Source organism: Winogradskyella rapida (genome assembly GCF_042675845.1).
GTDB classification, from domain to species: domain Bacteria; phylum Bacteroidota; class Bacteroidia; order Flavobacteriales; family Flavobacteriaceae; genus Winogradskyella; species Winogradskyella rapida.
On the sequence record NZ_JBHTKM010000063.1, the window covers coordinates 2122601 to 2145300 of the forward strand.

Annotated in this window: 25 protein-coding genes; 20 read left to right on the top strand and 5 right to left on the bottom strand. The window is 36.7% G+C overall.

Annotated elements, in window-relative coordinates:
* Positions 1-92 precede the first annotated feature (92 nt).
* The 4 genes from ACFQ13_RS16405 (at position 93) to dnaG (ending at position 5023) form a co-directional block, all read left to right on the top strand.
* Positions 93-659, top strand: coding sequence for an RNA polymerase sigma factor (locus ACFQ13_RS16405; protein ID WP_386119268.1), 567 nt, complete (start codon positions 93-95; stop codon positions 657-659).
* A complete protein-coding gene (locus ACFQ13_RS16410) occupies positions 646-1413 on the top strand; it encodes a hypothetical protein (protein WP_386119270.1) in 768 nt (255 codons plus the stop codon). Before ACFQ13_RS16405 ends, ACFQ13_RS16410 begins: the two co-directional genes overlap by 14 nt.
* Positions 1414-1516: 103 nt before the next feature.
* Positions 1517-2617, top strand: coding sequence for a hypothetical protein (locus tag ACFQ13_RS16415; protein ID WP_386119273.1), 1101 nt, complete (start codon positions 1517-1519; stop codon positions 2615-2617).
* 429 nt (positions 2618-3046) lie between these two features.
* A complete protein-coding gene (gene dnaG, locus ACFQ13_RS16420) occupies positions 3047-5023 on the top strand; it encodes a DNA primase (protein WP_386119275.1) in 1977 nt (658 codons plus the stop codon).
* A 14-nt stretch (positions 5024-5037) separates the two neighbouring features.
* Here the strand turns inward: dnaG and ACFQ13_RS16425 are convergent, their stop codons facing one another.
* Positions 5038-5667: a response regulator gene (locus ACFQ13_RS16425; RefSeq protein WP_386119277.1), complete on the bottom strand. Its 630-nt coding sequence runs from the start codon at positions 5665-5667 to the stop codon at positions 5038-5040.
* Positions 5668-5800: 133 nt separating this feature from the next.
* Complete coding sequence (gene nadE / locus ACFQ13_RS16430) at positions 5801-6589, bottom strand: NAD(+) synthase (RefSeq protein WP_386119279.1); 789 nt, start codon at positions 6587-6589, stop codon at positions 5801-5803.
* A gap of 84 nt (positions 6590-6673) precedes the next feature.
* On the opposite strand from nadE, the gene gldB reads away from it, so the two are divergent.
* Both gldB and gldC read left to right on the top strand, forming a co-directional pair.
* Positions 6674-7642, top strand: coding sequence for a gliding motility lipoprotein GldB (gene gldB / locus ACFQ13_RS16435; RefSeq protein WP_386119281.1), 969 nt, complete (start codon positions 6674-6676; stop codon positions 7640-7642).
* On the top strand, positions 7642-7980 hold the full coding sequence (gene gldC / locus ACFQ13_RS16440) for a gliding motility protein GldC (protein ID WP_114308569.1): 339 nt from the start codon (positions 7642-7644) through the stop codon (positions 7978-7980). Before gldB ends, gldC begins: the two co-directional genes overlap by 1 nt.
* Here the strand turns inward: gldC and ACFQ13_RS16445 are convergent, their stop codons facing one another.
* Together ACFQ13_RS16445 and ACFQ13_RS16450 are read right to left on the bottom strand one after the other, a co-directional pair.
* Positions 7981-8853, bottom strand: a complete 873-nt coding sequence (locus ACFQ13_RS16445) for a hypothetical protein (protein WP_386119283.1) — start codon at positions 8851-8853, stop codon at positions 7981-7983. It abuts the gene before it with no gap.
* A 292-nt stretch (positions 8854-9145) separates the two neighbouring features.
* Complete coding sequence (locus ACFQ13_RS16450) at positions 9146-9904, bottom strand: hypothetical protein (RefSeq protein ID WP_386119285.1); 759 nt, start codon at positions 9902-9904, stop codon at positions 9146-9148.
* A 226-nt stretch (positions 9905-10130) separates the two neighbouring features.
* On the opposite strand from ACFQ13_RS16450, the gene ACFQ13_RS16455 reads away from it, so the two are divergent.
* Positions 10131-10754, top strand: a complete 624-nt coding sequence (locus tag ACFQ13_RS16455; RefSeq protein WP_386119287.1) for a DUF4230 domain-containing protein — start codon at positions 10131-10133, stop codon at positions 10752-10754.
* A gap of 3 nt (positions 10755-10757) precedes the next feature.
* Here the strand turns inward: ACFQ13_RS16455 and ACFQ13_RS16460 are convergent, their stop codons facing one another.
* Positions 10758-11066 (bottom strand): rhodanese-like domain-containing protein, encoded by a 309-nt coding sequence (locus tag ACFQ13_RS16460; RefSeq protein ID WP_114308572.1) that lies wholly within the window; start codon positions 11064-11066, stop codon positions 10758-10760.
* A gap of 113 nt (positions 11067-11179) precedes the next feature.
* Here ACFQ13_RS16460 and ACFQ13_RS16465 point away from each other — a divergent pair, with 113 nt between their 5' ends.
* The 13 genes from ACFQ13_RS16465 (at position 11180) to pcaF (ending at position 22586) form a co-directional block, all read left to right on the top strand.
* Positions 11180-11755 (top strand): TetR/AcrR family transcriptional regulator, encoded by a 576-nt coding sequence (locus tag ACFQ13_RS16465; RefSeq protein ID WP_386119289.1) that lies wholly within the window; start codon positions 11180-11182, stop codon positions 11753-11755.
* 62 nt (positions 11756-11817) lie between these two features.
* Positions 11818-12891, top strand: coding sequence for an FAD-binding oxidoreductase (locus ACFQ13_RS16470; protein ID WP_386119291.1), 1074 nt, complete (start codon positions 11818-11820; stop codon positions 12889-12891).
* Positions 12892-12988: 97 nt separating this feature from the next.
* Positions 12989-13945, top strand: coding sequence for a 1,2-phenylacetyl-CoA epoxidase subunit PaaA (gene paaA, locus ACFQ13_RS16475; RefSeq protein WP_386119293.1), 957 nt, complete (start codon positions 12989-12991; stop codon positions 13943-13945).
* Between the two features lie 79 nt (positions 13946-14024).
* On the top strand, positions 14025-14315 hold the full coding sequence (gene paaB / locus ACFQ13_RS16480; protein ID WP_114308576.1) for a 1,2-phenylacetyl-CoA epoxidase subunit PaaB: 291 nt from the start codon (positions 14025-14027) through the stop codon (positions 14313-14315).
* A gap of 326 nt (positions 14316-14641) precedes the next feature.
* Positions 14642-15394, top strand: a complete 753-nt coding sequence (paaC, locus tag ACFQ13_RS16485) for a 1,2-phenylacetyl-CoA epoxidase subunit PaaC (protein WP_386119297.1) — start codon at positions 14642-14644, stop codon at positions 15392-15394.
* A gap of 149 nt (positions 15395-15543) precedes the next feature.
* Positions 15544-16041, top strand: a complete 498-nt coding sequence (gene paaD / locus ACFQ13_RS16490) for a 1,2-phenylacetyl-CoA epoxidase subunit PaaD (RefSeq protein ID WP_386119299.1) — start codon at positions 15544-15546, stop codon at positions 16039-16041.
* A gap of 220 nt (positions 16042-16261) precedes the next feature.
* On the top strand, positions 16262-17044 hold the full coding sequence (locus ACFQ13_RS16495) for an enoyl-CoA hydratase-related protein (protein WP_386119302.1): 783 nt from the start codon (positions 16262-16264) through the stop codon (positions 17042-17044).
* A 94-nt stretch (positions 17045-17138) separates the two neighbouring features.
* Positions 17139-18074, top strand: coding sequence for a pyridoxal-phosphate dependent enzyme (locus tag ACFQ13_RS16500; RefSeq protein WP_386119304.1), 936 nt, complete (start codon positions 17139-17141; stop codon positions 18072-18074).
* Positions 18075-18126: 52 nt separating this feature from the next.
* The gene (locus ACFQ13_RS16505; protein WP_386119306.1) at positions 18127-18489 is read left to right on the top strand and encodes a four helix bundle protein; all 363 of its coding nucleotides are present in this window, start codon (positions 18127-18129) and stop codon (positions 18487-18489) included.
* Between the two features lie 21 nt (positions 18490-18510).
* Positions 18511-19728 (top strand): 3-hydroxyacyl-CoA dehydrogenase NAD-binding domain-containing protein, encoded by a 1218-nt coding sequence (locus tag ACFQ13_RS16510; RefSeq protein ID WP_386119308.1) that lies wholly within the window; start codon positions 18511-18513, stop codon positions 19726-19728.
* 118 nt (positions 19729-19846) lie between these two features.
* The gene (locus ACFQ13_RS16515) at positions 19847-20251 is read left to right on the top strand and encodes a PaaI family thioesterase (RefSeq protein ID WP_386119311.1); all 405 of its coding nucleotides are present in this window, start codon (positions 19847-19849) and stop codon (positions 20249-20251) included.
* Between the two features lie 19 nt (positions 20252-20270).
* The gene (gene ypfJ, locus ACFQ13_RS16520) at positions 20271-21131 is read left to right on the top strand and encodes a KPN_02809 family neutral zinc metallopeptidase (protein WP_386119313.1); all 861 of its coding nucleotides are present in this window, start codon (positions 20271-20273) and stop codon (positions 21129-21131) included.
* A gap of 246 nt (positions 21132-21377) precedes the next feature.
* The gene (pcaF, locus tag ACFQ13_RS16525) at positions 21378-22586 is read left to right on the top strand and encodes a 3-oxoadipyl-CoA thiolase (RefSeq protein ID WP_386119316.1); all 1209 of its coding nucleotides are present in this window, start codon (positions 21378-21380) and stop codon (positions 22584-22586) included.
* Positions 22587-22700: the final 114 nt, after the last annotated feature.

Here is a 22700-nt window from a genome sequence, read left to right on the forward strand (position 1 = left end):
AATTTTTATTTTGATCTTTTTTTATTCCCCAGGCAACCTTTGGTCCTTAAATTGCGTCTTTATAAATAGAAGCGTAATTGTACTTACAGAAAATGAAAGTTATTCAACTTTATAAGGATGAAACTCAACTCTTAAAAAGGGCAGCGAAAAACAATCGTGAAGCGCAACACCTGCTTTTTGAGTTGCATGCTCCTAAAATGCTTAGTGTCTGTCGGTTTTATATTAAAGACGTACATCAGGCGGAAGAGGTCATGCTAAATGGTTTTTTTAAAGTGTTTCAATCTTTAAAAAAATTTAAGAATGCTGGAAGTTTTGAAGGTTGGGTGAGACGTATTATGGTCAGGGAAGCCATTTCGTACTTAAGGCAGAAAAATAATCTAGAGTTTCCTGTAGAGGCTGATCATTTAGAAACCGATCAAACTTCAAATAATATAAATACGAGCATTGAGTTGGCTGAAATTCAACAACTCATTGACAATTTACCTGAAGGGTATCGGATTGTGTTTGTAATGTACGCTATAGAGGGCTATAAGCATCAAGAAATTGCCAGCCTATTAGAAATTTCTTTAGGAACCTCTAAGTCGCAATTATTTAAAGCGCGACAAATGCTTCAAAAGCGAATTATTGAATTAAATAACCCCAATTATGGCACCCCTTAAGTTTGAAGATACTATAAAATCTAAGCTTGAAGAGCGTAGCTTAAGTCCTTCGGCTGAAGCATGGACAAAATTGTCTGATCGGCTCGATGCGGAAACTCAGTCCACTAAAAAATCGAAGTATTGGTGGTGGAGTATTGCTGCTAGCTTACTTATAATGCTTGCTGTTTCTGTGCAGTGGTTGCAAAAAGAGGAAACTAAAAAATTGGCTCCGGTAGTTGTGCAAGAAGCAATAGCGATACCAACACAAGAGTCGCCTAAGGCCTTAAGTTTTGAGCAAATTACAACAGATGTTATAGAGGATACTAAACCAAAGCAGGCTAATAAGGTGCGTATCAACCGTGAGCAACCTTCAAATTTAGAAACTAAGACTCCGGCAGCTCTAAAAGCGCCTTCGTCTTTAGAATTGACCTCGGAAACTCAAGCGTCTCCTGCTAACGATAGCTTACTTTACGATGAAGCAGAAGCTTTGTTAAGAGCAGCGCAAATAGAAATTGCTATAGGAAGCGCTAAGGAGGCTATAAAATTAGAGCATAGTGCGGTTTCAGATGCAGAAATAGATGCTTTGTTAAGTTTAGCCAGTCAAGAACTTTTTAAGGAGCAATTGGAACCTGAAAGGGTTCAAACAGCAGATGCAACCCGTTTATTAGAGCGTGTAGAAGCTGAAATGGGACAGTCGTTTAGAACCAAGGTTTTTGAAGCGTTAAAGGAAAGTTTTGAAACGGTACGTACGGCGGTGGCACAACGTAATCACTAAGGTTTTTCTTAAGAATCATAATAAGGAACTCGGACTGAAGTTCGATAAGGAATTCAATCAAAATTCATCATAATCATCATCATTAATCAAAAAACGAACATTTATGAACATCATTACAAAAGTTGTAGCCTACGTCATCTTAATAACCCTTTTTGGAAAATTACAGGCGCAAACCACCCCGTTAGATAGTATTGGATCGGCAGAAGTTGCTGTTAAAATTCAACATTTAAAACAGCAAAAATCGACGATAGAAGAAGAGGAACGAGAGATTTTAAAAGGCAAAATTGCAAAAATAAATAAGCAATTAGATCTTAAAGAAATTACCGCTGAAACTGCAGAAACATTAAAAAAAGAGGCAGCAAAGGTTGCCGTCTTAAATATTGAAAATCGCATTGATATTTTAGATAAAAGAATAGCCTTATTAGAACGCAATGGATACGGTGGAGAGCGCTCAGTTGAGACGATAGATGAAGGCTATACCCTGAGAATTGGAGGCAACGAGGAAATAAGTGATAGTTTTATTTATCTCGGCAAACCTTCAGGCGATGAAAACAGAAAATACGACAAGCGGACCTCTACAGATATTGTCTTTGCATTCGGATTTAATAATGCCTTAATTGAAGGCGAATCATTAAGCGATTCTCCCTACAAAATAGGTGGGTCTGGTTTTATAGAACTCGGCTATGCATGGAAAACAAGAATTTTTGAGAATACTAATTTTTGGCGTTTAAAGTATGGGTTTTCATTTCAGTGGAATAAATTAAATATTAAAAACAATAAGTATTTAGTGAACATGGATGGGGTTATTGCCTTGCAAGAGTATCCAACTGATGTTGATAAAGTGAAATTCAGAACTACAAACTTAGTGTTCCCAATGCACTTAGAATTTGGGCCTTCTACTAAGATTGAAAAAGATAATTACTTTAGATATTCTACCGGTGAACACTTAAAAATAGGTTTAGGAGGTTACGCCGGAGTTAATTTGGGGAACATGCAAAAAGTAAAATATAAGGATAATGGCAAGCGCGAGAAAGATAAGCAACGTAATAAATTTGAAGTGAATGAATTTGTTTACGGGGTCAGTGGCTATATCTCATTAGGTGGGGTTGCTTTATATGCTAAATACGACCTCAATCCCTTATTTAATAATCAAGCGGCAGATCAGAATAATGTTTCTGTAGGGTTACGCTTTGATATGGACTAAATCAATCAATCAATCAATCAATCAATCAATCAATCAATCAATCAATCAATCAATTTTTGAGTAGGAAAAGGCCTCTGTCTGTTTTAGATGAAGGTCTTTTTTGTGTTAATGTACTACCAGTTTTAAGACTATTATTGAAATACTAAGAGTAGACGTAAAGAAAAGACCTTAAAAGAGGTAAAGGATAGTTTAAATAATCCTGCTATAATGCGTGCAATTTAACTCATAATATTAAGAGCTTTTAGAAAATTGGCATTGAACAAATAAGTTCTAATTTTTTCCTTTAGGATAAAAATAGCGGTTTATTAAGAGGATAAATTTTTAAAACAATTTCTTTAGCTTAAATTTGTTTTTTACAAGTCTTTTAAGGGTGAAAAATCCTGAATAAGACATCGTTAAATTTCTGCTTCTAAAGGAATAACTAAACCTATGATATCACAAAATTCTATAGCCAAAGTATTTGAAACCGCTCGTGTGGAAGAGGTGATAGGCGATTTTGTTCAGCTTAAAAAAGCAGGGACAAACTTTAAAGGCTTAAGTCCGTTTAGTGAGGAGCGTTCTCCGAGTTTTGTGGTTTCTCCAGTAAAGCAAATTTGGAAGGATTTCTCAAGTGGAAAAGGGGGAAATGCAGTGACATTTTTAATGGAACACGAGCATTTTACCTATCCGGAGGCCATAAAATACCTCGCCAAAAAATACAATATTGAAATTGAAGAAACGGAGCGTACAGACCAAGAGAAAGCTCAAGCAGATACCCGCGAAAGTTTGTATTTGGTCAGTGAGTATGCCAGTAGTTATTTTCAAAATGTATTACATAAAACAAACCCTGGGAAAGCCATAGGTTTAAGCTATTTTAAAGAACGTGGTTTTACAGAAGAAACCATAAAAAAGTTTGATCTTGGTTATTCCTTAGATGAGTGGCAAGGCTTTACAGATGATGCTTTGGGTAAAGGGTATAAGCTTAAGTTTTTAGAACAAACGGGTTTAACGATTGTTAAAGGTGAAAAGCGTTTTGACCGTTTTAAAGGCCGTGTCATGTTTCCTATTCATAGTATGAGTGGACGTGTTCTTGGTTTTGGAGGACGAATTTTAACCAATGATAAAAAAGCGGCTAAATATTTAAACTCACCAGAGAGTGAAATTTACCATAAAAGTAAAATTCTTTATGGCTTGTACCATGCCAAACAAAGCATAGCAAAAGAAGATAATTGTTATTTGGTTGAAGGCTATACGGATGTTATTCAGTTTTCTCAAACTGGTATTACCAATGTGGTTTCTTCTTCGGGGACGGCCTTGTCTCCAGATCAAATACGATTAATCAATAGGTTAACCAACAATATTACCGTACTTTTTGATGGTGATGCCGCCGGAATTAGAGCCTCAATTCGTGGAATTGACTTAATCCTAGAGCAAGGGGTTAATGTGAAGATCTGTACATTTCCTGATGGTGAAGATCCTGATAGCTTTTCAAAATCGAATACCTTAGAGGAACTCAAAGCGTATTTAGAGGAGAACGCTAAAGATTTTATTCAGTTTAAAGCGTCTTTATTGGTCCGAGAGGCCAATAATGATCCTATTAAAAAAGCAGAGACCATACGCGAAATTGTAAATAGCATTGCTAAAATTCCAGATCAAATAAAACGTGAAATCTACATTCAAGAATGTGCGCGTATTATGGATATTAGTGAGAACGTACTATTCACCACTTTAGCGCAAATTAATAATAAAGGCGCGCAAGAGAGTTCTGGAAAATCAAGGTCTTTTAATCCTGAACAGCCACCACCATTTGAAGTGGTTAAAAACGAGCCGACTCGTAAACCCAAAATAGATGTTCAGTATGAACTTGAACGCAAAATAATTGAGATTCTGATGCTTTACGGCGATCGGGTAGAGCAGTTTGAAGATGTGGTCTTGCAGGTTGATGATGCCACTGGCGATTTAGTATCTAAACCAACCCAACATGAGGCTAGAGTTTTTGAAAAAATATACTTAGACCTCCAAGAGGATGAAATGCAATTTTCTAACCCACAGTTTAAGGCCCTTTATTACGCGATTATTGATAAATTAAATCAAGATGAAAATTTTTCAACTAAAAACTTTATCAATCAACTCGATCAAGATTCGGCCAGTGCTGTAACCAGTATTTTAATGGAAGATGAGCGCTATTACCTCCATGATTGGGAACGCAATCTCATTATTCCTAAGAATAAAAAAGACTCCGTAGCGCAATTGGTGAGTCAGACCATTTTAAGTTTACGTTGTCATCTAATTGACAAGAAGGTGATAGAGTATAAAAATGAGACTTTAAAAGAAAATGTAGACACACGGGCTATTATAGAAGATGTAAAAGACTACGTGGGTTTGAAGATGTTATTATCGCGTAAATTGGGGAAAGTAGTAGGTTAAATTCAGGTTTGGGCTTAAGCTAAATTATGATGTTTAGCTTGGTGTATTAAATCGACAATATTAGTGACATTTAATTTTTTGAATAAGCGCGCTTTATAGGTGCTTACCGTTTTTTCATTAATGTCTAACTCCTCGGCGATCTCTTTGTTTTTTCTACCAATAGAAAGCAGTTTTAAAACTTCAACTTCTCTCGTAGATAGTTTTTTAAACATACGGCTTCGGCTTTTCCTCGTGTCTTCATAACGGAAATGTTTATCCATTTTCTCGCTAAGTGACGTTTCGCCATTGCTAATTTTTCGGACAGCCGCTTCAATGTCTTCTACACTGGCTTCTTTGTTTAAGTAGCCTGAAGCTCCCGCTTTAATAGTGCTTATAGCATAAATTTCTTCAGGTTGATGACTGAACATCAAAACCTGGACGGATTTGTTCTCCTTCTTTATGGCTCTAAGAGCGGTTATTCCGTTAAGTTCTGGTAAATCTATTTCAGAAATAATAACGTCTACATTGTGGCGGCGTACAAATTCGAAAATTTCTATTCCACTACTTAGACTACCAATGACCTTGAGGTCTGGCTTACTATTTAAAAATAATTCTAATCCGGTTCTGACAATGGGGTGGTTGTCAACAATCAAAATCTGTATCATGACAATTGTATTATGGGTTTAAATGCTTAGGGTAATTTATAATCTCAATACAATGCAAGGGGATATGTATAAAAATAGTAATAAATTAACTAATTTTATTAAATTTACTCTTTTTATTAATAAAAAGCAATAATTATTTTAAATTTTTAGGAATATCGCAAACGGGGATCGCGACCATCTTGTGTTTATTAGCGGTATTGTAGCGTTTAAAAATCTCAAAAACCTCACGTTGACGTCCTTCAAAGTCGTCGGCAGTTTTGCCTTCGTCCTTCATTTGCATTGCCCATTCTAACTCTGGGTAGGTCGCGCCAATTTGGTCTTCGTCCGTTCTGTCATCACCCCAAAGTCCATCGGTAGGGGCAGCCTCTATAATTTCTTGATTAATGCCTAAGAACTTAGCGATTTCGTAAACTTCACTTTTTAGTAAATCGGCAATAGGGCTTAAATCTACACCGCCATCGCCGTATTTGGTGTAAAAACCAACACCGAAATCTTCAACCTTATTTCCGGTACCGGCAACAAGATATTTTTTTAAAGCTGCAAAATAATAAAGGGTGGTCATTCGTAATCGTGCTCTAGTATTCGCTAAGGCCATAAAACGACTCTCTTCATTATCTACTCTAGGTAATTCAGAAATTAACTGATCAAATACTGGGGTAAGATTCACGGGAGTCATGCTAACAGCAGGGTACTTGGCTTTTAACCATTCAATATGATTTAAAGCACGGTTAACCTGACTTGGAGCTTGGTGAATAGGCATTTCTAAACACAACAAGTCCAAACCTGTCATAGCACATAGGGCAGATGTTACAGCAGAATCTATCCCGCCAGATACACCTATTACAAATCCATTCATTTTTGCACTGTTTGCATAATCTTTTAGCCAACCTACAATATGTTCTACAACCTTTTCTGTCTGCATAATTTTTAATTTTTAATACAAAGAAGTGTACCTTTGCGTAACAAAAATAGCGGAAACGTATTAAGTTTAAAAATGTTTTACCAAATGAAAGTAAGAATTTACATTATTTTATGCCTGGCGTTTACTTTTATGGCTTGTGAAGAGGAATCTAAAGTAGAAGCAGCAATTGCTAACATTGAGGTTGATTTTAAGGTGGAGCGTTTTGATACTGATTTCTTTAAGGCTAAAGCCGAAGATTTACCACAATTAAAAACCGACTATCCGTTTCTGTTTTCTAAGCGTATCCCAGATTCTGTTTGGGTAGATCAGTTAAATGATACGCTACATGATGAAATTTTAACGGAGGTGAATGATAAGTATGCTAACTTTGATAAAACCACTTCGGAGCTTCTAAGTTTATTTCAGCATTTGAAGTACTATGATCCTGTATTCTCTGTGCCTCGAGTAGTCACCTTAACCAATTATGTACAGTACAGGGACAAGGTTGTTGTAACGGATACTATAGCGCTTATTGCTTTGGATAATTATTTAGGAGAAGATCACCGCTTTTATCGCGATGGTAACATCCCTGTATATTTATCTAAGAATTTTAAACAAGAACAGATTGTAGTGGATTTGGCAGAAGCCTATGCTGAAAAATACACCTTTCAGCAACAAAGAAGATTTTTGCTAGATGAAATGATCTACTATGGCAAATTACTCTACTTTAAAGATAAAATGATTCCGTTTAAATCTGATGCTGAAAAAATAGGTTATACCAACGATCAGCTGCGTTGGGCAGAAGCCAATGAAAGTCCTATGTGGAGTTATTTTATAGAAAAAGAATTGTTGTACAATACCGATAATAAACTTTTAAGTCGTTTTATAACGGATGCCCCTTTTTCTAAATTTTATTTAGAATTAGATAACGAATCTCCTGGTCAAGTGGGGCAATATATAGGCTGGCAAATTGTAAAAGCTTATGCCGATGCCACAGGTGAGAACCTCATGACCATTTTACAAAAAGAACCTGAAGAAATTTTTACAAAATCTAAATTTAAACCAAAGAAATAATGTCTAAAGTTATAAAATCTAAAATCGTACTCAACGTAGAACTTGATGAAAACCGAGTGCCAGAAAAATTAAATTGGTCGGCTCAAGATGGAGGCGTCAATAACGAAGAGGCGAAAGCCGTTATGTTATCCGTTTGGGATAGTAAGGCTCAAGAGACCTTAAAGATTGACTTGTGGACTAAAGATATGCCCGTAGATGAAATGAAATTATTTTTTCATCAAACCTTAGTAACTATGAGCGATTCGTTTTTTAGAGCAACCCAAGATCAGAAAATGACCGATACTATGAAGGATTTTTGTGATTATTTCGCGGAAAAATTAGAGCTTAAAAAGCAATAATTACTCTAATTTTTTACTTAACGCATTGGTCACCTTGTAATAAGGTTGAATATCAAAACTATCTGAATTTACATTCATATAGTTTTTTTTATGCCTTCTTTTATGGATGAAAAAATTAGTAGGGTCGTAAACTTGCCAAACGGTTAATTCATTATTGCGTCCTGTGGTCGTTTTCATGTCCGTTTCTATTTTGAGGATTAAACGATCTACCGTCTTTTGGTCAGCCATTTTAAGTAAGGTCTCCGAACTAGATCCGTTGTTCACTTTATAATGAATCCAATATTTAGCTGCGGATACCTTTGGTTTAGCAGGCCTTGCCATGTGTTTTGAATTTAGAACATTGGCTTTTTTTCCAGCTAACCTTAAATCACTCGCATACCTCGCATTTTCAGAGCCATAAACCTTGGTTTTAGGAGCTGTAAGATCATCAGGTAAGGCTGTTGTTGCCTTTGGTCCATGAGAAGTGTTCGGTGTATTTGGGTTAAAGGAGCTGTTGCTAGCTAAGAGATCCGGATTTTCTATTTGTAGCTCTGGTGCCGGTGGAATATTAGAGAAAATCTCGTGTCTTAATAAAGTGATGACAATCAGTTTGTCTCTTAAAACGGCTTCTATGGCATAACGTCCCACAGGAATATCTCCAATAAGTAGCTTTGCTTTAGAATCTTTAACTTTAATAATACGCTCAAAATCATCATTAAAAATCATGACCTCGTAAATGGTGCGTTCGCCCTCAAAAACGATACTGTCTTGTGTGGTATTTAAATAATGTCTTAATTCTAATGCTCTTGAATTGTTGTTTTTAAGCAATACCGATTTTTGACCATACAAAAATGTGGTCAAAAGTAGGAACACCGATGTATATAATAGTTTCATGAGTAGGATATTAAGTGTTTGGGTAACAAATGAATACTATGCCGTTATCTTTTGTAATTTTAATAGATTACAAAGGTAGTGGGTAAAGGGTTAAGCGCATTGTAAATCAGATGTGTAACCCCTTTTTATGGTTGAGTTGTTAGGTCTATCGATGTAAGTCAAAAATCCACGCGGAAATGTAAGTTGACCGTCTGTTTACATTATGTGATATCGCTTATAAAGCTGTTGTAATTATGGGGCACTACCGCCTACGAGCACTAAATTACATTGTGGATATTTAGGGTTTCTGAAATTATAAATTAATAGATTTTGTACGTGTTTTGTAATACGGGGTAGGGTTAAACACTTCAGTCGATTGGGAATACACAAAATTTGAATTAGACATTTGAGACTCTATAAATTTTCTCGTATTGTAAACTTCCCATACCGTCAATGTATTTTGTTTCCCGGTATAACATTTTATTTCTAGTTGATGCTTTAATATCAGTTTGTCTACGAGTTGTTGATCGGCGAGTCTCATGGTTTTGCTCGAGCCCACTTCATTTACCGTTAGGCTCTCAATCCAAAAATATTTTTTCGCTTTTGGCGCCTGAGGCGATTTTTTAGTCCGTGTTAATAGAAACTCTATACTTTTATGAGGTGAGGCTTTAACGATTTTCAGGTTCTCATCAATCATCATACCCATGCCTTCTGCTATGGGTTCAGATTTGAAAGCTGATAAAGGGCCTTCATTACCCCGTTTCACCAAATTCATGCTAATAATTTTATCCGGAAGTTGTACTTCAATTACAAATTTCCCAGAAGGAAGATCATTAAGGGGAATTTTAGTATTCGGGGTGTTTACGGTTATACTGCTATCGTAATCTTCATTGAAAATTTCCACCTTCGCTAAGGTGCTCGAGCAGCGTAATATTAAACTGTCTTTAGTGGCATTTAAAGTATGGTGCAATTCTTTAGCTTTAGGATTCGTGTTTTTTAATAAAATGGCGTTCTGGCTAAAGCTAAATACAGAACATAACAGAACAAGTAGCGTGCTTATGTTTTTAATCATAACGTTCACTTTTAGGGGTTAGAGAATAGAGATGTGAAACGCCCACTGTAGGGGTTCATATTAGTTTATATCCTAAGTTACAAAACAGTAGGCTAAATGTTAAATTTTAAAGATGTTCGGTTTATTTAATAGATAACCGACTGTTTATGACCTAATAATGACTAAAAAAGAGGGGTGTTTAGACTATTTTAAGAGAAATTCACTTCTAATTTTAGTACATTCGCTTATGCGAAAAATACTACTCGGTGTTGTTATTAGTCTCGTTGTTGTATTCACATTTAGATATTGTGAAAACAAACAAGAAGATGAAATTATGCTCAAAGAAAGCAGTGCGCTCATTCAAGAGCAAATAAAAAACGTTGGTAAACTGGTGGTTACTGAAGGTCACTTCAGTGAAGTGTTTACCTATAAGAATTCTAAAGGTGTTTTTGGAGATTTAATTTCAGCAGAAAAGAAAGCCGTTGTCATTGTCAATGCAGAGGTGACTATAGGTTACAATTTAAGTAAAATTGAATACCATATTGATGAGGTGAATAAAACACTTCAAATTCTAAGGATTCCTGAAGAAGAAATAAAAATTAGCCCAGATTTTGAATATTACGATATGCAGGCAGATTACCTTAATCCGTTTGAAGCTAAAGACTACAATAGTATTAAGAAGACCGTCCGAGAATCGTTAATGAAAAAGGTCGTAGCGTCCGAGTTAAAATCTAACGCTCAAAATCGGCTTATTAGTGAACTTTCCAAGTTTTTTATAGTAACACGTTCGCTGGGTTGGACGCTAGAATACAACCAAAAACCGATTTCTAGTTTAACTGAACTTAATAATATAGACGCTATACTTCAGTAAGAGTTAGGCTAATTTTCGTTGTAAGCTACCTATTCCTCCTCCGTTTATAGCATCAACAGCTTTAGATTTTAATAAACTAGCGGCACTAGCAGAACGCATACCACTAGCACAATAGGTAATCACGGGTTTGTTTAATTTTTTCACTTCGTTAATGCGCTGTCCTAACTCCTGAACCGGAATATGAATGGCATTCTTTATATGACCACCTTGGTATTCACTAGCCGTTCTTACATCTAATAACACTGCACCTTTCGCAACATATTCCGCAACGTTGTTTGTCGATTTTCCAAATAAAGCATTTAATAATCCCATAGTATTTATTTTTTGGCAAACTTCTGAAAAGTTCACGGAAACATTGGTAACCAAAGTTACATTATTATAACGTGGCACATAAAATTCTTGCTATTTTAGTGGTTTAAATACTTATGGAAAACGAAACACGACAAGAGGAAATTATAAGAGTCGCTGCGAAGCTTTTTAAAGAAAAGGGCTATAGTGCGGTGACCATGCGCGATTTAGCGACGACCATGAATATGAAAGCCGCGAGTCTTTATAATCATATCAGTTCTAAGCAAGAGATTTTAGAAAAGATTATCATGAGGATAGCGCGCAAATTTTCAGTCGGAATGACCGCTGTAAAATCTAGTAATGATTCGTGTATCGTAAAATTAAAGAAAATCATAGCACTTCATGTTGAAGTGTCGAGTCAGAATATCTATGGTATGGCAGCTCTAAATCACGATTGGATGCATCTCGAAGCCCAATTGGGACCTTATAAAAAGTTGCGTAGTGATTACGAAAATGATTTTAAAGAGATTTTAAAGGAAGGCATAGCGGCAGGAGAAATTAGCCCTATAAAACCTGATGTTATGATGTTCTCCATACTCACAACCCTACGTTCCTTATATCTGTGGATTCCTAAAAAGGAGGTGATTCATCTTGAAGAATTAACAAATAACCTGAGTAAAATTCTCATAAATGGCATCATAAAGGAGAATTAAATTTATTTCTTAACTTTGTCCAACAGACTAACAAGTGTTAGTTTCATGTTTTAAACATTCGTATGGCAGAGTTCTATAAACTAAAGATTAAAGAAATATATAAGGAAACCAATGACACTTCGGTGATTACTTTTGAGGTTCCGCAAGCATTACATGAGACTTTTAAGTTTCGTCAAGGGCAACATTTAACCTTAAAGGCAGACATTAATGGCGAAGATGTTCGTCGTTCGTACTCGCTTTGTTCAAGCCCTTATGAACAAGAATGGAAAGTCGCAGTAAAGGAGATTCCTGGTGGTAAATTTTCTACCTATATTAATGAAACCTTAACGGCAGGAGACGAACTAGAAGTGATGTCGCCAAGCGGAACTTTTGGTGTGGAATGCAATCCTAACAAAGCAAAAAACTATCTCTTTTTTGCAGCAGGAAGTGGTATTACACCTGTTTTATCCATGTTAAAAGCGCATTTACAAGCCGGATCGAATGCAACTTGTAAGTTGTTTTATGTCAATAAAACCGCAAAATCCATTATCTTTAAGGAAGAGCTAGAACAATTAAGAAATACTTATTTTGGAAGATTAGAAATCTATTATTTCTTAACCAAAGAGCGTAGAGATATCGAGTTGTTTAATGGAAGATTTGACGACGAAAAAATGCAAGTCCTCACAAAAACCTTTATCGATATTCCAGATACCAGTGAAGTGTTTTTATGTGGACCAGAAAAGATGGTCAACTACGTGAGCGAGTACCTTATAAATGAAGGATTGCCAAAAGAATTGGTGCATTTTGAGCTCTTTGTAACTGGGCTTTCAGAAGAAGACATTAAAAGAGCTGAGCGCTTATCGCAGCAAAATGTAGAAGGAACAGAAGTTGTTATTGTAGATGGTGGAAAAGAATTTGCGTTCACCATGACCAAAGCATATGATAATATTCTCGACGCAGCCTTAGGCGCAGGAGCAGACTTGCCATTTGCCTGTAAAGGCGGTGTGTGCAGTACCTGTAAATGTGAAGTCAAAGAAGGTAGCGTTGAAATGAAAATAAATTACGCACTAGATGATAAAGAAGTATCACAAAACCTAGTTCTCAGCTGTCAGGCTGTACCAACATCAGACAAAGTTATCGTTGATTTTGATGTATAATAAATTCCTTAGAAAAAAGGAATTTCAACAATTTGTCATTCCTGCGTAGGCAGGAATCCACTAATCACTAAATACGATTCACTAACAACTATATATTATGAGTGAAGAACAAATAAAAAATCTAGAAGCGCAATTCGAAGCACGTATTGCCAGAGACGAGAAGGTTGAACCAAAAGATTGGATGCCAGAAAAATATCGTAAAACGCATATTAGGCAAATGTCGCAACACGCACATTCCGAAATTGTAGGTATGCTTCCAGAAGGTAATTGGATTACAAGAGCACCTTCCTTACGTCGTAAAGTCGCCTTGTTGGCAAAAGTACAAGACGAAGCAGGACATGGTTTGTATCTGTATTCTGCATGCGAAACCTTAGGGGTTTCTCGTGAAGAACTTTATGAACAATTACACTCTGGTAAAGCTAAATACTCTTCTATATTTAACTACCCAACCATTACTTGGGCAGATATGGGAGCTATAGGTTGGTTAGTAGATGGTGCAGCAATTATCAACCAAGTGCCCTTGTGTAATACCTCTTACGGACCTTACGCTAGAGCCATGGTACGTGTGTGTAAAGAAGAAAGCTTTCACCAACGTCAAGGTTATGAAATCATGATAAAATTGGCAAACGGAACAGCAGAACAAAAGGAAATGGCACAAGATGCTCTAAACCGTTGGTGGTGGCCAAGTTTAATGATGCTAGGCCCAACAGATGCCGAGTCTATTCATACCGAACAATCCATGAAATGGAAATTAAAACGTAAGTCTAACGATGATTTACGTCAGCAATTTATAGATCAAACCGTACCACAAGCCGAGTTAATCGGACTTACCATTCCAGATCCCGATTTAAAATGGAACGAAGAAAAAGGCGTTTACGATTTTGGTGAAATCAATTGGGATGAGTTTTGGCAAGTAGTAAAAGGGCACGGACCAATGAATAAAGAACGTATGAAAGCAAGAGTTGATGCTTGGGAAGAAGGGCAATGGGTACGTGATGCCGCTATGGCTTATGCCGAAAAGAAACAAGCAAGAAAACAAAAACAAGTAGTTTAAAAGTGTTGTCAGTTCGAGTGAAATTGCCTCAAAGCAATTTTGTATCGAGAACAATATCTTATCATATAACAATAATATTATGTCAAACAAAAAAAACTGGCCACTTTGGGAGGTCTTCGTAAGAAGTAAAAACGGATTAGAACACAGGCACTGCGGAAGTTTACATGCCGCAGATGAAGAAATGGCATTAGAAAACGCACGCGATGTTTACACAAGACGTAGCGAAGGCGTTAGTATTTGGGTGGTAGAATCGAAACACATCACAGCATCCAATCCAGAACATAACGGCGAACTGTTTGAGCCCGCTCAAGACAAAGTCTATCGTCATCCCACGTTTTACGATTTACCAGATGAGGTGAAGCATATGTAACAAATTCCTACGAAAGTAGGAATCTCATCAACTGAAAGTAAATCATCAATTTAAAAACAAATTTTGATGTTTAGGATTGTCCCCTTGAGGATTAGTGAGAAACAAAATATTTTTTGTTTTAAAACTACCGAGCGAAGCTCATAAGGGTGTTAAAACAATAATAGTTCGATTTTGAAAATAAATCAGAAATAGAATCTAAATGTCACTCTAGCGCAGTCAAAGCGCCTCATCAGAACATCAAAACGTCACTTCGAGTGATTTGTGAGGAACGAGCAAATCGTATCGAGAAGTAATTAAAAAGTTACCCACTTTCGTGGGCCATTAAGATGAATAACAATTTATACAAATACATCCTTGGCATTGCCGATAATTCTCTAATCTTAGGACAAAGATTAGGAGAACTAACAGGGCATGGACCAAGCTTAGAAACAGATATTGCTTGTACCAATATATCATTAGATTTATTTGGTCAAGTACGAAGCTATTTTCAATACGCAGCAAAAATTGCAGGAGACCAGAGAACCGAAGATGATATTGCAATGCTTCGTAAAGAAAGAGAATATGTCAACGTTTTATTGGTAGAACAACCCAATAGAAATTTTGCCTATACCATGGCACGTCAGTTTTTATTTGATGTATATCACTTGCTTTTTTTACAAGAATTACAGAAAAGTAAAGATTTAACATTGGTAGCAATAGCTAATAAATCTATAAAAGAAGTGAGTTATCATTTGCGTTTTTCTACCGATTGGATCAAACGATTAGGTGATGGTACCGAAGAAAGCAAAGCAAAAATGCAAGACGCTATAGATGGTTTATGGACCTATACAGATGAATTGTTTCATCAAACCGAAGCTGATAAAGTTATGGTTCAAGAAGGGATTGGTGTAGATGTTACGGGGTTGAAAGAAGCCTATTATGAAAAAGTAAATGCTGTTTTAGAAGAAGCGACACTGGAGATACCAGAATCTAAATGGTTTCAAAAAGGTGGAAAACAAGGGATTCATACCGAACATTTAGGGTATTTGCTAGCGGAATTACAATACATGCAAAGCGCTTATCCTAATATGGAATGGTAAAATTCCTGCCAAGGCAGATAAACCTTTAGGTTCAGCGAAGCTAATCTCATGAATCAAAACTAAACGTCACTTCGAGTGATTCCGATTTTTTTATCGGAATCGTATCGAGAAGCAATAAAACAAGATTCCCGTTTTCAGGGGAAATGAATATGACAACAGAACAAAACATAGACGATATCTTAATTCCAATCCTGGAAAAAGTTTCCGATCCCGAAATTCCAGTATTATCCATCATGGATATGGGAGTTGTTCGTAAAGCTGTTATAGAAAATAAGATGGTGAAGGTGCAAATCACACCAACCTATAGTGGTTGTCCAGCAATGGATGTTATTGGTGACGATATCAAAGCAGCATTAAAAACAGCAGGATACGATTCTGAAATCGAATTAATTTTAGCACCAGCTTGGACAACCGATTGGATAACACCAAGAGGTAGAAAAGCATTAGAAGATTACGGTATTGCAGCACCTTTAGATGCCGAAGCAGATAAAAGTGTATTGTTAGAAGGAAAAAAAATGGTAAAGTGTCCACAATGCGGTTCCACAAATACCAGATTAGTAAGTCAGTTTGGGTCTACAGCATGCAAAGCACAATTTCAGTGCGACGATTGCCAGGAGCCATTCGACTATTTTAAATGTTTAAAGTAACAAATTCCTGCGTAGGCAGGAATCTATAATAAGATGTCATTCAGAGCAAAGCGAAGAATCTCAGCTTATAAAACATAGCGTAGGTTCAAGAGAAGTTCTTTTTTAGAATTTTGTATCGAGAACATATCAAAGCATTGTCATTCCTGCGAAAACAGGAATCTTATAAATAGAAATAAAATGTCACCTTGAGCGCAGTCGAAAGGTCTCAATGTAAAGAAATATGAACAAAAGTATTCAGCTTAAAATTGAAAACAAAGTAGCAACCATCACATTAAACCGACCAGAAGTATTCAACAGTTTCAATCGTGAAATGGCATTTTTACTGCACGACACTTTAGATGCCTGTGAGAAAAATGAAGACGTTAGAGCTATAGTGCTTACAGGAAACGGAAAAGCATTTTGTGCAGGTCAAGATTTAAAAGAAGTGACGGACCCCGAATTAAACCCTGGATTCAAGAAAATACTAGAAGAACACTACAATCCAATAATCACTAGAATTAGAAGTATTAAAAAACCTGTTATTGGTGCTATCAACGGTGTTGCTGCTGGAGCAGGAGCAAATATTGCTTTAGCATGTGATGTGGTTGTAGCGCATGAAAAAGTAAGTTTCATTCAAGCGTTTAGTCTCATAGGTTTGGTTCCAGACAGTGCAGGAACCTTCTTTTTACCAAGATTAATCGGATTTCAAAAAGCATTGGCATTAGCCATGTTAGGCGATAAGATTTCTGCAGAAGAGGCTGAGAAAATGGGCATGATTTATAAATGTGTTCCTACGGAAGAATTTGAAGAAACGATTTCGAAGCTTGCTGTAAAACTAGCAAATATGCCAACCAAAGCATTGGGTATGATTAAAGAACTATTTAATAAATCGATGACGAACGATTTAGAATCGCAATTAGCCTTAGAATCTAAATTACAAATCGAAGCCGCGCAAAGTGAAGATTACAAAGAAGGTGTTGCAGCCTTTATTGAAAAACGTCAACCAATTTTTAAAGGAAACTGATTAGCATTCAGAACGAAGCGTAAATTCTGATTACATTTAAATGAACGTCAGTTCGAGTGAAATTGCTTTTTCGCAATTTTGTATCGAGAACCATATGAACAAAGAAACCCTCATACAAACCCACAACCGAATAAAACCCTTTATTCACAAAACACCTGTCTTAAGCTCGAGCTTAATAAATGAAATGGTAGGTGCTAATATCGTGTTTAAATGCGAAAATTTTCAAAAAATGGGCGCCTTCAAAATGCGAGGCGCAGCGAACGCGATTCTTTCACTTTCTGAAGAAGAACGCCAACGAGGAGTCGTAACCCATTCCTCTGGAAATTTCGCTCAAGCGGTGTCATTGGCGGCTCAGACTTTAGGTGTGAAGGCCTATATCGTAATGCCTGAAAATGCACCACAAGTCAAGAAAAATGCCGTAAAAACCTATGGGGGTGAAATTATAGAATGTGAGGCGACCCCTCAAGCACGCGAAGCTACAGCCAACCAAATAAAAGAAGATAAAGGCGCAACATTTTTACATCCCTCGAATCAAGATGAGGTTATTTATGGCAACAGTACAGCAGCCATAGAATTTCTAGAAGAACAACCGAATTTGGATGTGATGATAACACCAGTTGGTGGTGGCGGACTCATTGCCGGAACAGCATTAGCAGCGCATCATTTTGCTAAAAACTGTAAGGTCATCGGAGCCGAACCCAAAGAGGTTGATGATGCCTATCGGTCGTTGATTTCGGGTCATATTGAAGCAAATACCAGCTTTAACACCGTTGCAGATGGTCTAAGAACCCATTTAGGAGATTGTAATTTTCCCATCATTCAAAAGCACGTTGAGAAGATTATTTGTGTTGAAGAAGATGAAATTATAACGGCAATGCAATTAATTTGGGAACGCATGAAGATTATTGTAGAACCCTCAAGTGCTGTGGCTTTAGCAGCCGTATTAAAACATAAAGAAGAATTTACAACTAAAAACGTCGGCATTATTTTGTCTGGCGGCAATGTAGATGTGAGAAATTTACCATTTTGATTAACGATTGAAGATTGTTGATTTATGATTATTGAACTTAAACAGAATAAAGATGAAACCTAATCAATTAGAAGAACGATTGATTCAATTTTCAATTGAGATTATTCTGTTGTGTAAAACAATAGATAAATCTTTTGCATCAGAACATTTAGCTAAACAATTAATACGTTCAGCAACGTCTTCAGCTTTAAATTATGGAGAAGCTAGAAGTGGAGAATCTACAAGAGATTTTCTTCATAAAATGAAAATTTGCTTAAAAGAATTAAGAGAGTCTTTTATAAACTTAAGAATACTAAAAGGAGCTAATCTTATCAAAGACTTTGAATTTTTAGAAAAAATATTAAAAGAAAATGATGAATTAATTTCAATTTTTGTTGTTAGTATTAAAACAGCTTCAAACAAGTTGAAATCATAAAATATAGATGGAATATCAGGTATGAGTGAAAATCAAAAATCAGAAATCGTTAATCCACAATCTCAAATCAATAGAGTTGGAATCATAGGCTCAGGAACCATGGGAAGTGGCATTGCACAAGTTGCTGCAACTTCGGGTTGTGAAGTGAAATTATACGATACCAATCAAACAGCTTTAGATAAAGCAAAAAGCGGTTTAGAGAAAATATTAAATCGTTTAATCGAAAAAGGACGCATAGATGCTACTGAAAAAAATAGAATTCAGTCAAACATCACTTACGTCAGCAACTTAAAAGAATTAGCAGATTCTAATCTTACTATTGAAGCAATCATTGAAAATCTGGAGATCAAGAAAAAAGTGTTTTCAGAATTAGAAAGTTATGTTGCTGAAGATTGTATTATCGCTTCAAATACCTCTAGTTTGTCCATTGCGTCTATTGCTGCATCGCTAAAAAAACCAGAACGTTGTGTAGGGATTCACTTTTTCAATCCAGCACCTTTAATGAAGTTGGTGGAAGTTATTCCTGCCATTCAAACGTCTAAAGCTGTGCTAGAAAAATCAATACAAACCATCAAGGATTGGAAAAAAGTAGTCGCAGTCGCTAAAGACACACCTGGTTTTATTGTAAACCGTGTAGCAAGACCTTTTTACGGCGAAGCATTACGTGTTTATGAAGAAGGTGTAGCCGATTTTGCTACCATCGATAACAGTTTAAAAAGCTTAGGTGGTTTCCGAATGGGACCTTTTGAATTGATGGATTTTATAGGGAACGATGTCAATTACACCGTTACCGAAACCGTCTTTACCGCTTTTTATTTCGACCCAAGATACAAACCAAGTTTTACGCAGAAACGATTAAGTGAAGCAGGTTATTTAGGACGAAAATCAGGAAAAGGCTTTTACGATTATGATGAAAATGGAAAGCGTGTCATTTCGAACGAAAGTGAGAAATCACATAACAGTGATTTAGCAGAAACCATTTTCAACCGCGTCCTCGTCATGCTAATCAACGAAGCAGCAGACGCCTTATTTTTAAACATCGCATCCGCTGAAGATATCGACAACGCCATGACCAAAGGCGTTAATTATCCAAAAGGCTTATTGGCTTGGGCAGATGAAAAAGGTATCGCTTGGTGTGTGTCTACATTAGATGCATTATATAACGAATATCATGAAGATAGATATAGATGTTCACCATTGCTACGCAAAATGAATAAAGAAAGTAAAACGTTTTTTTAATATAACGTCAGTTCGAGTGAAATTGCTTTTTCTGCAATTTTGTATCGAGAACAAATGAAACTTCTCGATACAATTTGCTCGAAACTCACAAATCACTCGTAGTGACGAAAGAATACATATGACAGCAGAACAAATCCCACATAAAATGTTAAGTCAAGACGCCTACAGCACGTGGCTAGGCATAGAAATCCTAGAATGTGAAATCGGACGCTGTAAAGTCGGAATGACCATTAGAAAGGAAATGCTAAACAGTATGGGTAAAGCCCATGGAGGCATCAGTTATTCTTTGGCAGATACCGCTTTTGGATTTGCTGCAAACACACATGGTAAATATGCCGTTTCTATTGAAACTAGTATTAATCATATTGAAGCGTTGAACGAAGGCGATTATATCGTTGCTGAATCGGTAATTGAAAGCGTTAAAAACAGATTAGGTTTTAATATTATTGAAGTCAAACGCGGAGAAGAATTAGTCGCACTTTTTAAAGGTGTGGTGTACAGAACACAAAAAGATTGGGAATAAAATAGTAAAACAATACATTATGAAATGGAAAGGTAGACGTCAAAGTGGTAATCTAGAAGACCAACGTGGTATGAGCAGCAAAGGAAAAGTTGTTGCTGGAGGTGGTGTCATTGCTGTAGTTGTAATTCTTTTACAATTATTTGGTGGTGAAACAGGGCAACAAATAGCGCCAATTATTGAGCAGGTTGCCAATAGTCAGACCACACAACAAGTGCAAGAACGAGAATTAACTAGCGAAGAAGTTGAAATGGGCGAATTTATGGGTACCGTTTTAGCCTATACTGAAGATGTTTGGAATGCCATATTTACAGAGTATAACTTAGGCGATTATAAAGAACCTAAAATGGTTTTATTTACCGATGCAGTGAATACGGCATGCGGAAGTGCAACTTCAGCTTCTGGACCTTTCTATTGTCCGGGAGACCAAAAATTATATATGGATTTGGCGTTTTTCGATGAATTAAAAACAAGATTCGGAGCCCAAGGTGGCGATTTTGCGATTGCTTACGTTACGGCGCATGAGGTTGGTCATCATATTCAAACCATTCTAGGCACTTCTAATAAAGTGCGACAATTACAAAGTCAGACCAATCAAACAGGAGCCAATAAATTATCAGTAGCTCAAGAGTTACAAGCCGATTTTTATGCTGGTGTTTGGGCACACCACAATAAAGAATATTTGCAAGAAGGCGATATAGAAGAGGCGCTAAGTGCAGCCAATGCTGTAGGAGACGATGCCATTCAAAAACGAATGAGCGGAAGCGTCAATTCAGACAGTTTCACACACGGAACTTCAGAGCAGCGTATGGAGTGGTTTATGAAAGGCTATAACACAGGTGATATTAGAAACGGAGATACATTTTCTGCTTTATTAAACTAACCATTTCTGCGAAGGCAGAAACCGCTTAGCAAATAGGAAATGAGTTTGGAATAAGAAACAAGATAGCAAGCAAGTGCGTTAGGGATAGTAACGGCATCCTTTTTTACGTCAGTTTGAGTGAAATTGCTTTTTGGCAATTTTGTATCGAGAACAAGTAAAAAAGATAGAGTGGATAGCCCGACCTTTAGGTAACGCCAAAATAAATAATTAGGAATTAATAAGATACCTGTTTGGCAGGCATTAATTATGAAAGAAGCATACATAATAGACGGCATAAGAACAGCAATAGGAAATTACAAAGGCACATTATCTGCGGTTCGTACAGACGATTTAGGAGCATTAGTAATTTCAGAAGTTGTAAAACGAAACCCAAACATCCCAAAGGAAGCATACGATGATGTTATTATGGGCTGTGCAAACCAAGCAGGAGAAGACAATCGTAATGTAGCGCGTATGTCATCGTTATTAGCAGGATTGCCATTTAGCGTTCCTGGAGAAACCGTAAATCGATTGTGTAGTTCAGGACTATCTGCAATCATTCATGCCAACAGAGCCATAAAAGCAGGAGATGGCGATGTGTTTATTTCTGGAGGTGTGGAGAACATGACACGCGGACCCTACGTTATGGCAAAACCGTCTACAGCATTTGGAGGCGATTCTAAGATGTACGATTCTACTTTTGGATGGCGTTTTATCAATCCGAAAATGCAGAAATTATATGGTACTGATGGTATGGGAATGACTGCCGAAAACCTGGTAGAAAAATATAATATCTCTCGCGAAGACCAAGATAAGTTTGCACTTTGGAGTCAGCAAAAAGCAAGCAAAGCACAAGAAAACGGACGTTTAGCAAAAGAAATTGTAACCGTAGAAATTCCACAACGTAAAAAAGACCCTATCCAATTTTCAAAAGATGAGTTCATAAAACCAACGTCTTCTTTAGAAGTTTTAGGAAAACTAAGAGCAGCCTTTAAAAAAGAAGGTGGAAGTGTAACCGCTGGAAATTCTTCTGGATTAAATGATGGTGCAGCAGCAACCATCATAGCATCCCAAGATGCAGTTGAAAATTACAACCTAAAACCATTGGCAAGAATAGTAAGTTCTGCAGTGGTTGGTGTAGAACCAAGAATCATGGGAATTGGACCTGTGCAAGCCTCTAATAAAGCATTAGAAAAAGCAGGTTTAACCATGGAAGATATCGATGTCATTGAGCTCAACGAAGCCTTTGCAGCACAAGCTTTGGCGTGCATTCGCGCTTGGGGATTGGCAGACAACGACCCAAGAATTAACCCGAATGGAGGCGCCATTGCTATTGGTCATCCGCTTGGTGTTACAGGTGCAAGAGTTGCTTATTCTGCGGCTTTAGAGTTGCAGGCACAGAACAAAAAATATGCATTGGTAACCATGTGTATTGGCGTTGGTCAAGGTTACGCTTGCGTTATTGAAAGAGTCTAATTCCTGCGTAGGCAGGAATCTCTTAACAAAAAGAAAATAAACTTTGGTTAAGAAATAAACATAGCAAATTAATGCGTTAGGGATTACTCATTTATTCTATTAAATAGGAATTTG

What these genes read in the sequence shown, in the direction of transcription:
- ACFQ13_RS16405 (WP_386119268.1), top strand. Translation starts at nt 93, where the DNA reads ATGAAAGTTATTCAACTTTATAAGGATGAAACTCAACTCTTAAAAAGG.
- ACFQ13_RS16410 (WP_386119270.1), top strand. Translation starts at nt 646, where the DNA reads ATGGCACCCCTTAAGTTTGAAGATACTATAAAATCTAAGCTTGAAGAG.
- ACFQ13_RS16415 (WP_386119273.1), top strand. Translation starts at nt 1,517, where the DNA reads ATGAACATCATTACAAAAGTTGTAGCCTACGTCATCTTAATAACCCTT.
- dnaG (WP_386119275.1), top strand. Translation starts at nt 3,047, where the DNA reads ATGATATCACAAAATTCTATAGCCAAAGTATTTGAAACCGCTCGTGTG.
- ACFQ13_RS16425 (WP_386119277.1), bottom strand. Translation starts at nt 5,667, where the DNA reads ATGATACAGATTTTGATTGTTGACAACCACCCCATTGTCAGAACCGGA.
- nadE (WP_386119279.1), bottom strand. Translation starts at nt 6,589, where the DNA reads ATGCAGACAGAAAAGGTTGTAGAACATATTGTAGGTTGGCTAAAAGAT.
- gldB (WP_386119281.1), top strand. Translation starts at nt 6,674, where the DNA reads ATGAAAGTAAGAATTTACATTATTTTATGCCTGGCGTTTACTTTTATG.
- gldC (WP_114308569.1), top strand. Translation starts at nt 7,642, where the DNA reads ATGTCTAAAGTTATAAAATCTAAAATCGTACTCAACGTAGAACTTGAT.
- ACFQ13_RS16445 (WP_386119283.1), bottom strand. Translation starts at nt 8,853, where the DNA reads ATGAAACTATTATATACATCGGTGTTCCTACTTTTGACCACATTTTTG.
- ACFQ13_RS16450 (WP_386119285.1), bottom strand. Translation starts at nt 9,904, where the DNA reads ATGATTAAAAACATAAGCACGCTACTTGTTCTGTTATGTTCTGTATTT.
- ACFQ13_RS16455 (WP_386119287.1), top strand. Translation starts at nt 10,131, where the DNA reads ATGCGAAAAATACTACTCGGTGTTGTTATTAGTCTCGTTGTTGTATTC.
- ACFQ13_RS16460 (WP_114308572.1), bottom strand. Translation starts at nt 11,066, where the DNA reads ATGGGATTATTAAATGCTTTATTTGGAAAATCGACAAACAACGTTGCG.
- ACFQ13_RS16465 (WP_386119289.1), top strand. Translation starts at nt 11,180, where the DNA reads ATGGAAAACGAAACACGACAAGAGGAAATTATAAGAGTCGCTGCGAAG.
- ACFQ13_RS16470 (WP_386119291.1), top strand. Translation starts at nt 11,818, where the DNA reads ATGGCAGAGTTCTATAAACTAAAGATTAAAGAAATATATAAGGAAACC.
- paaA (WP_386119293.1), top strand. Translation starts at nt 12,989, where the DNA reads ATGAGTGAAGAACAAATAAAAAATCTAGAAGCGCAATTCGAAGCACGT.
- paaB (WP_114308576.1), top strand. Translation starts at nt 14,025, where the DNA reads ATGTCAAACAAAAAAAACTGGCCACTTTGGGAGGTCTTCGTAAGAAGT.
- paaC (WP_386119297.1), top strand. Translation starts at nt 14,642, where the DNA reads ATGAATAACAATTTATACAAATACATCCTTGGCATTGCCGATAATTCT.
- paaD (WP_386119299.1), top strand. Translation starts at nt 15,544, where the DNA reads ATGACAACAGAACAAAACATAGACGATATCTTAATTCCAATCCTGGAA.
- ACFQ13_RS16495 (WP_386119302.1), top strand. Translation starts at nt 16,262, where the DNA reads ATGAACAAAAGTATTCAGCTTAAAATTGAAAACAAAGTAGCAACCATC.
- ACFQ13_RS16500 (WP_386119304.1), top strand. Translation starts at nt 17,139, where the DNA reads ATGAACAAAGAAACCCTCATACAAACCCACAACCGAATAAAACCCTTT.
- ACFQ13_RS16505 (WP_386119306.1), top strand. Translation starts at nt 18,127, where the DNA reads ATGAAACCTAATCAATTAGAAGAACGATTGATTCAATTTTCAATTGAG.
- ACFQ13_RS16510 (WP_386119308.1), top strand. Translation starts at nt 18,511, where the DNA reads ATGAGTGAAAATCAAAAATCAGAAATCGTTAATCCACAATCTCAAATC.
- ACFQ13_RS16515 (WP_386119311.1), top strand. Translation starts at nt 19,847, where the DNA reads ATGACAGCAGAACAAATCCCACATAAAATGTTAAGTCAAGACGCCTAC.
- ypfJ (WP_386119313.1), top strand. Translation starts at nt 20,271, where the DNA reads ATGAAATGGAAAGGTAGACGTCAAAGTGGTAATCTAGAAGACCAACGT.
- pcaF (WP_386119316.1), top strand. Translation starts at nt 21,378, where the DNA reads ATGAAAGAAGCATACATAATAGACGGCATAAGAACAGCAATAGGAAAT.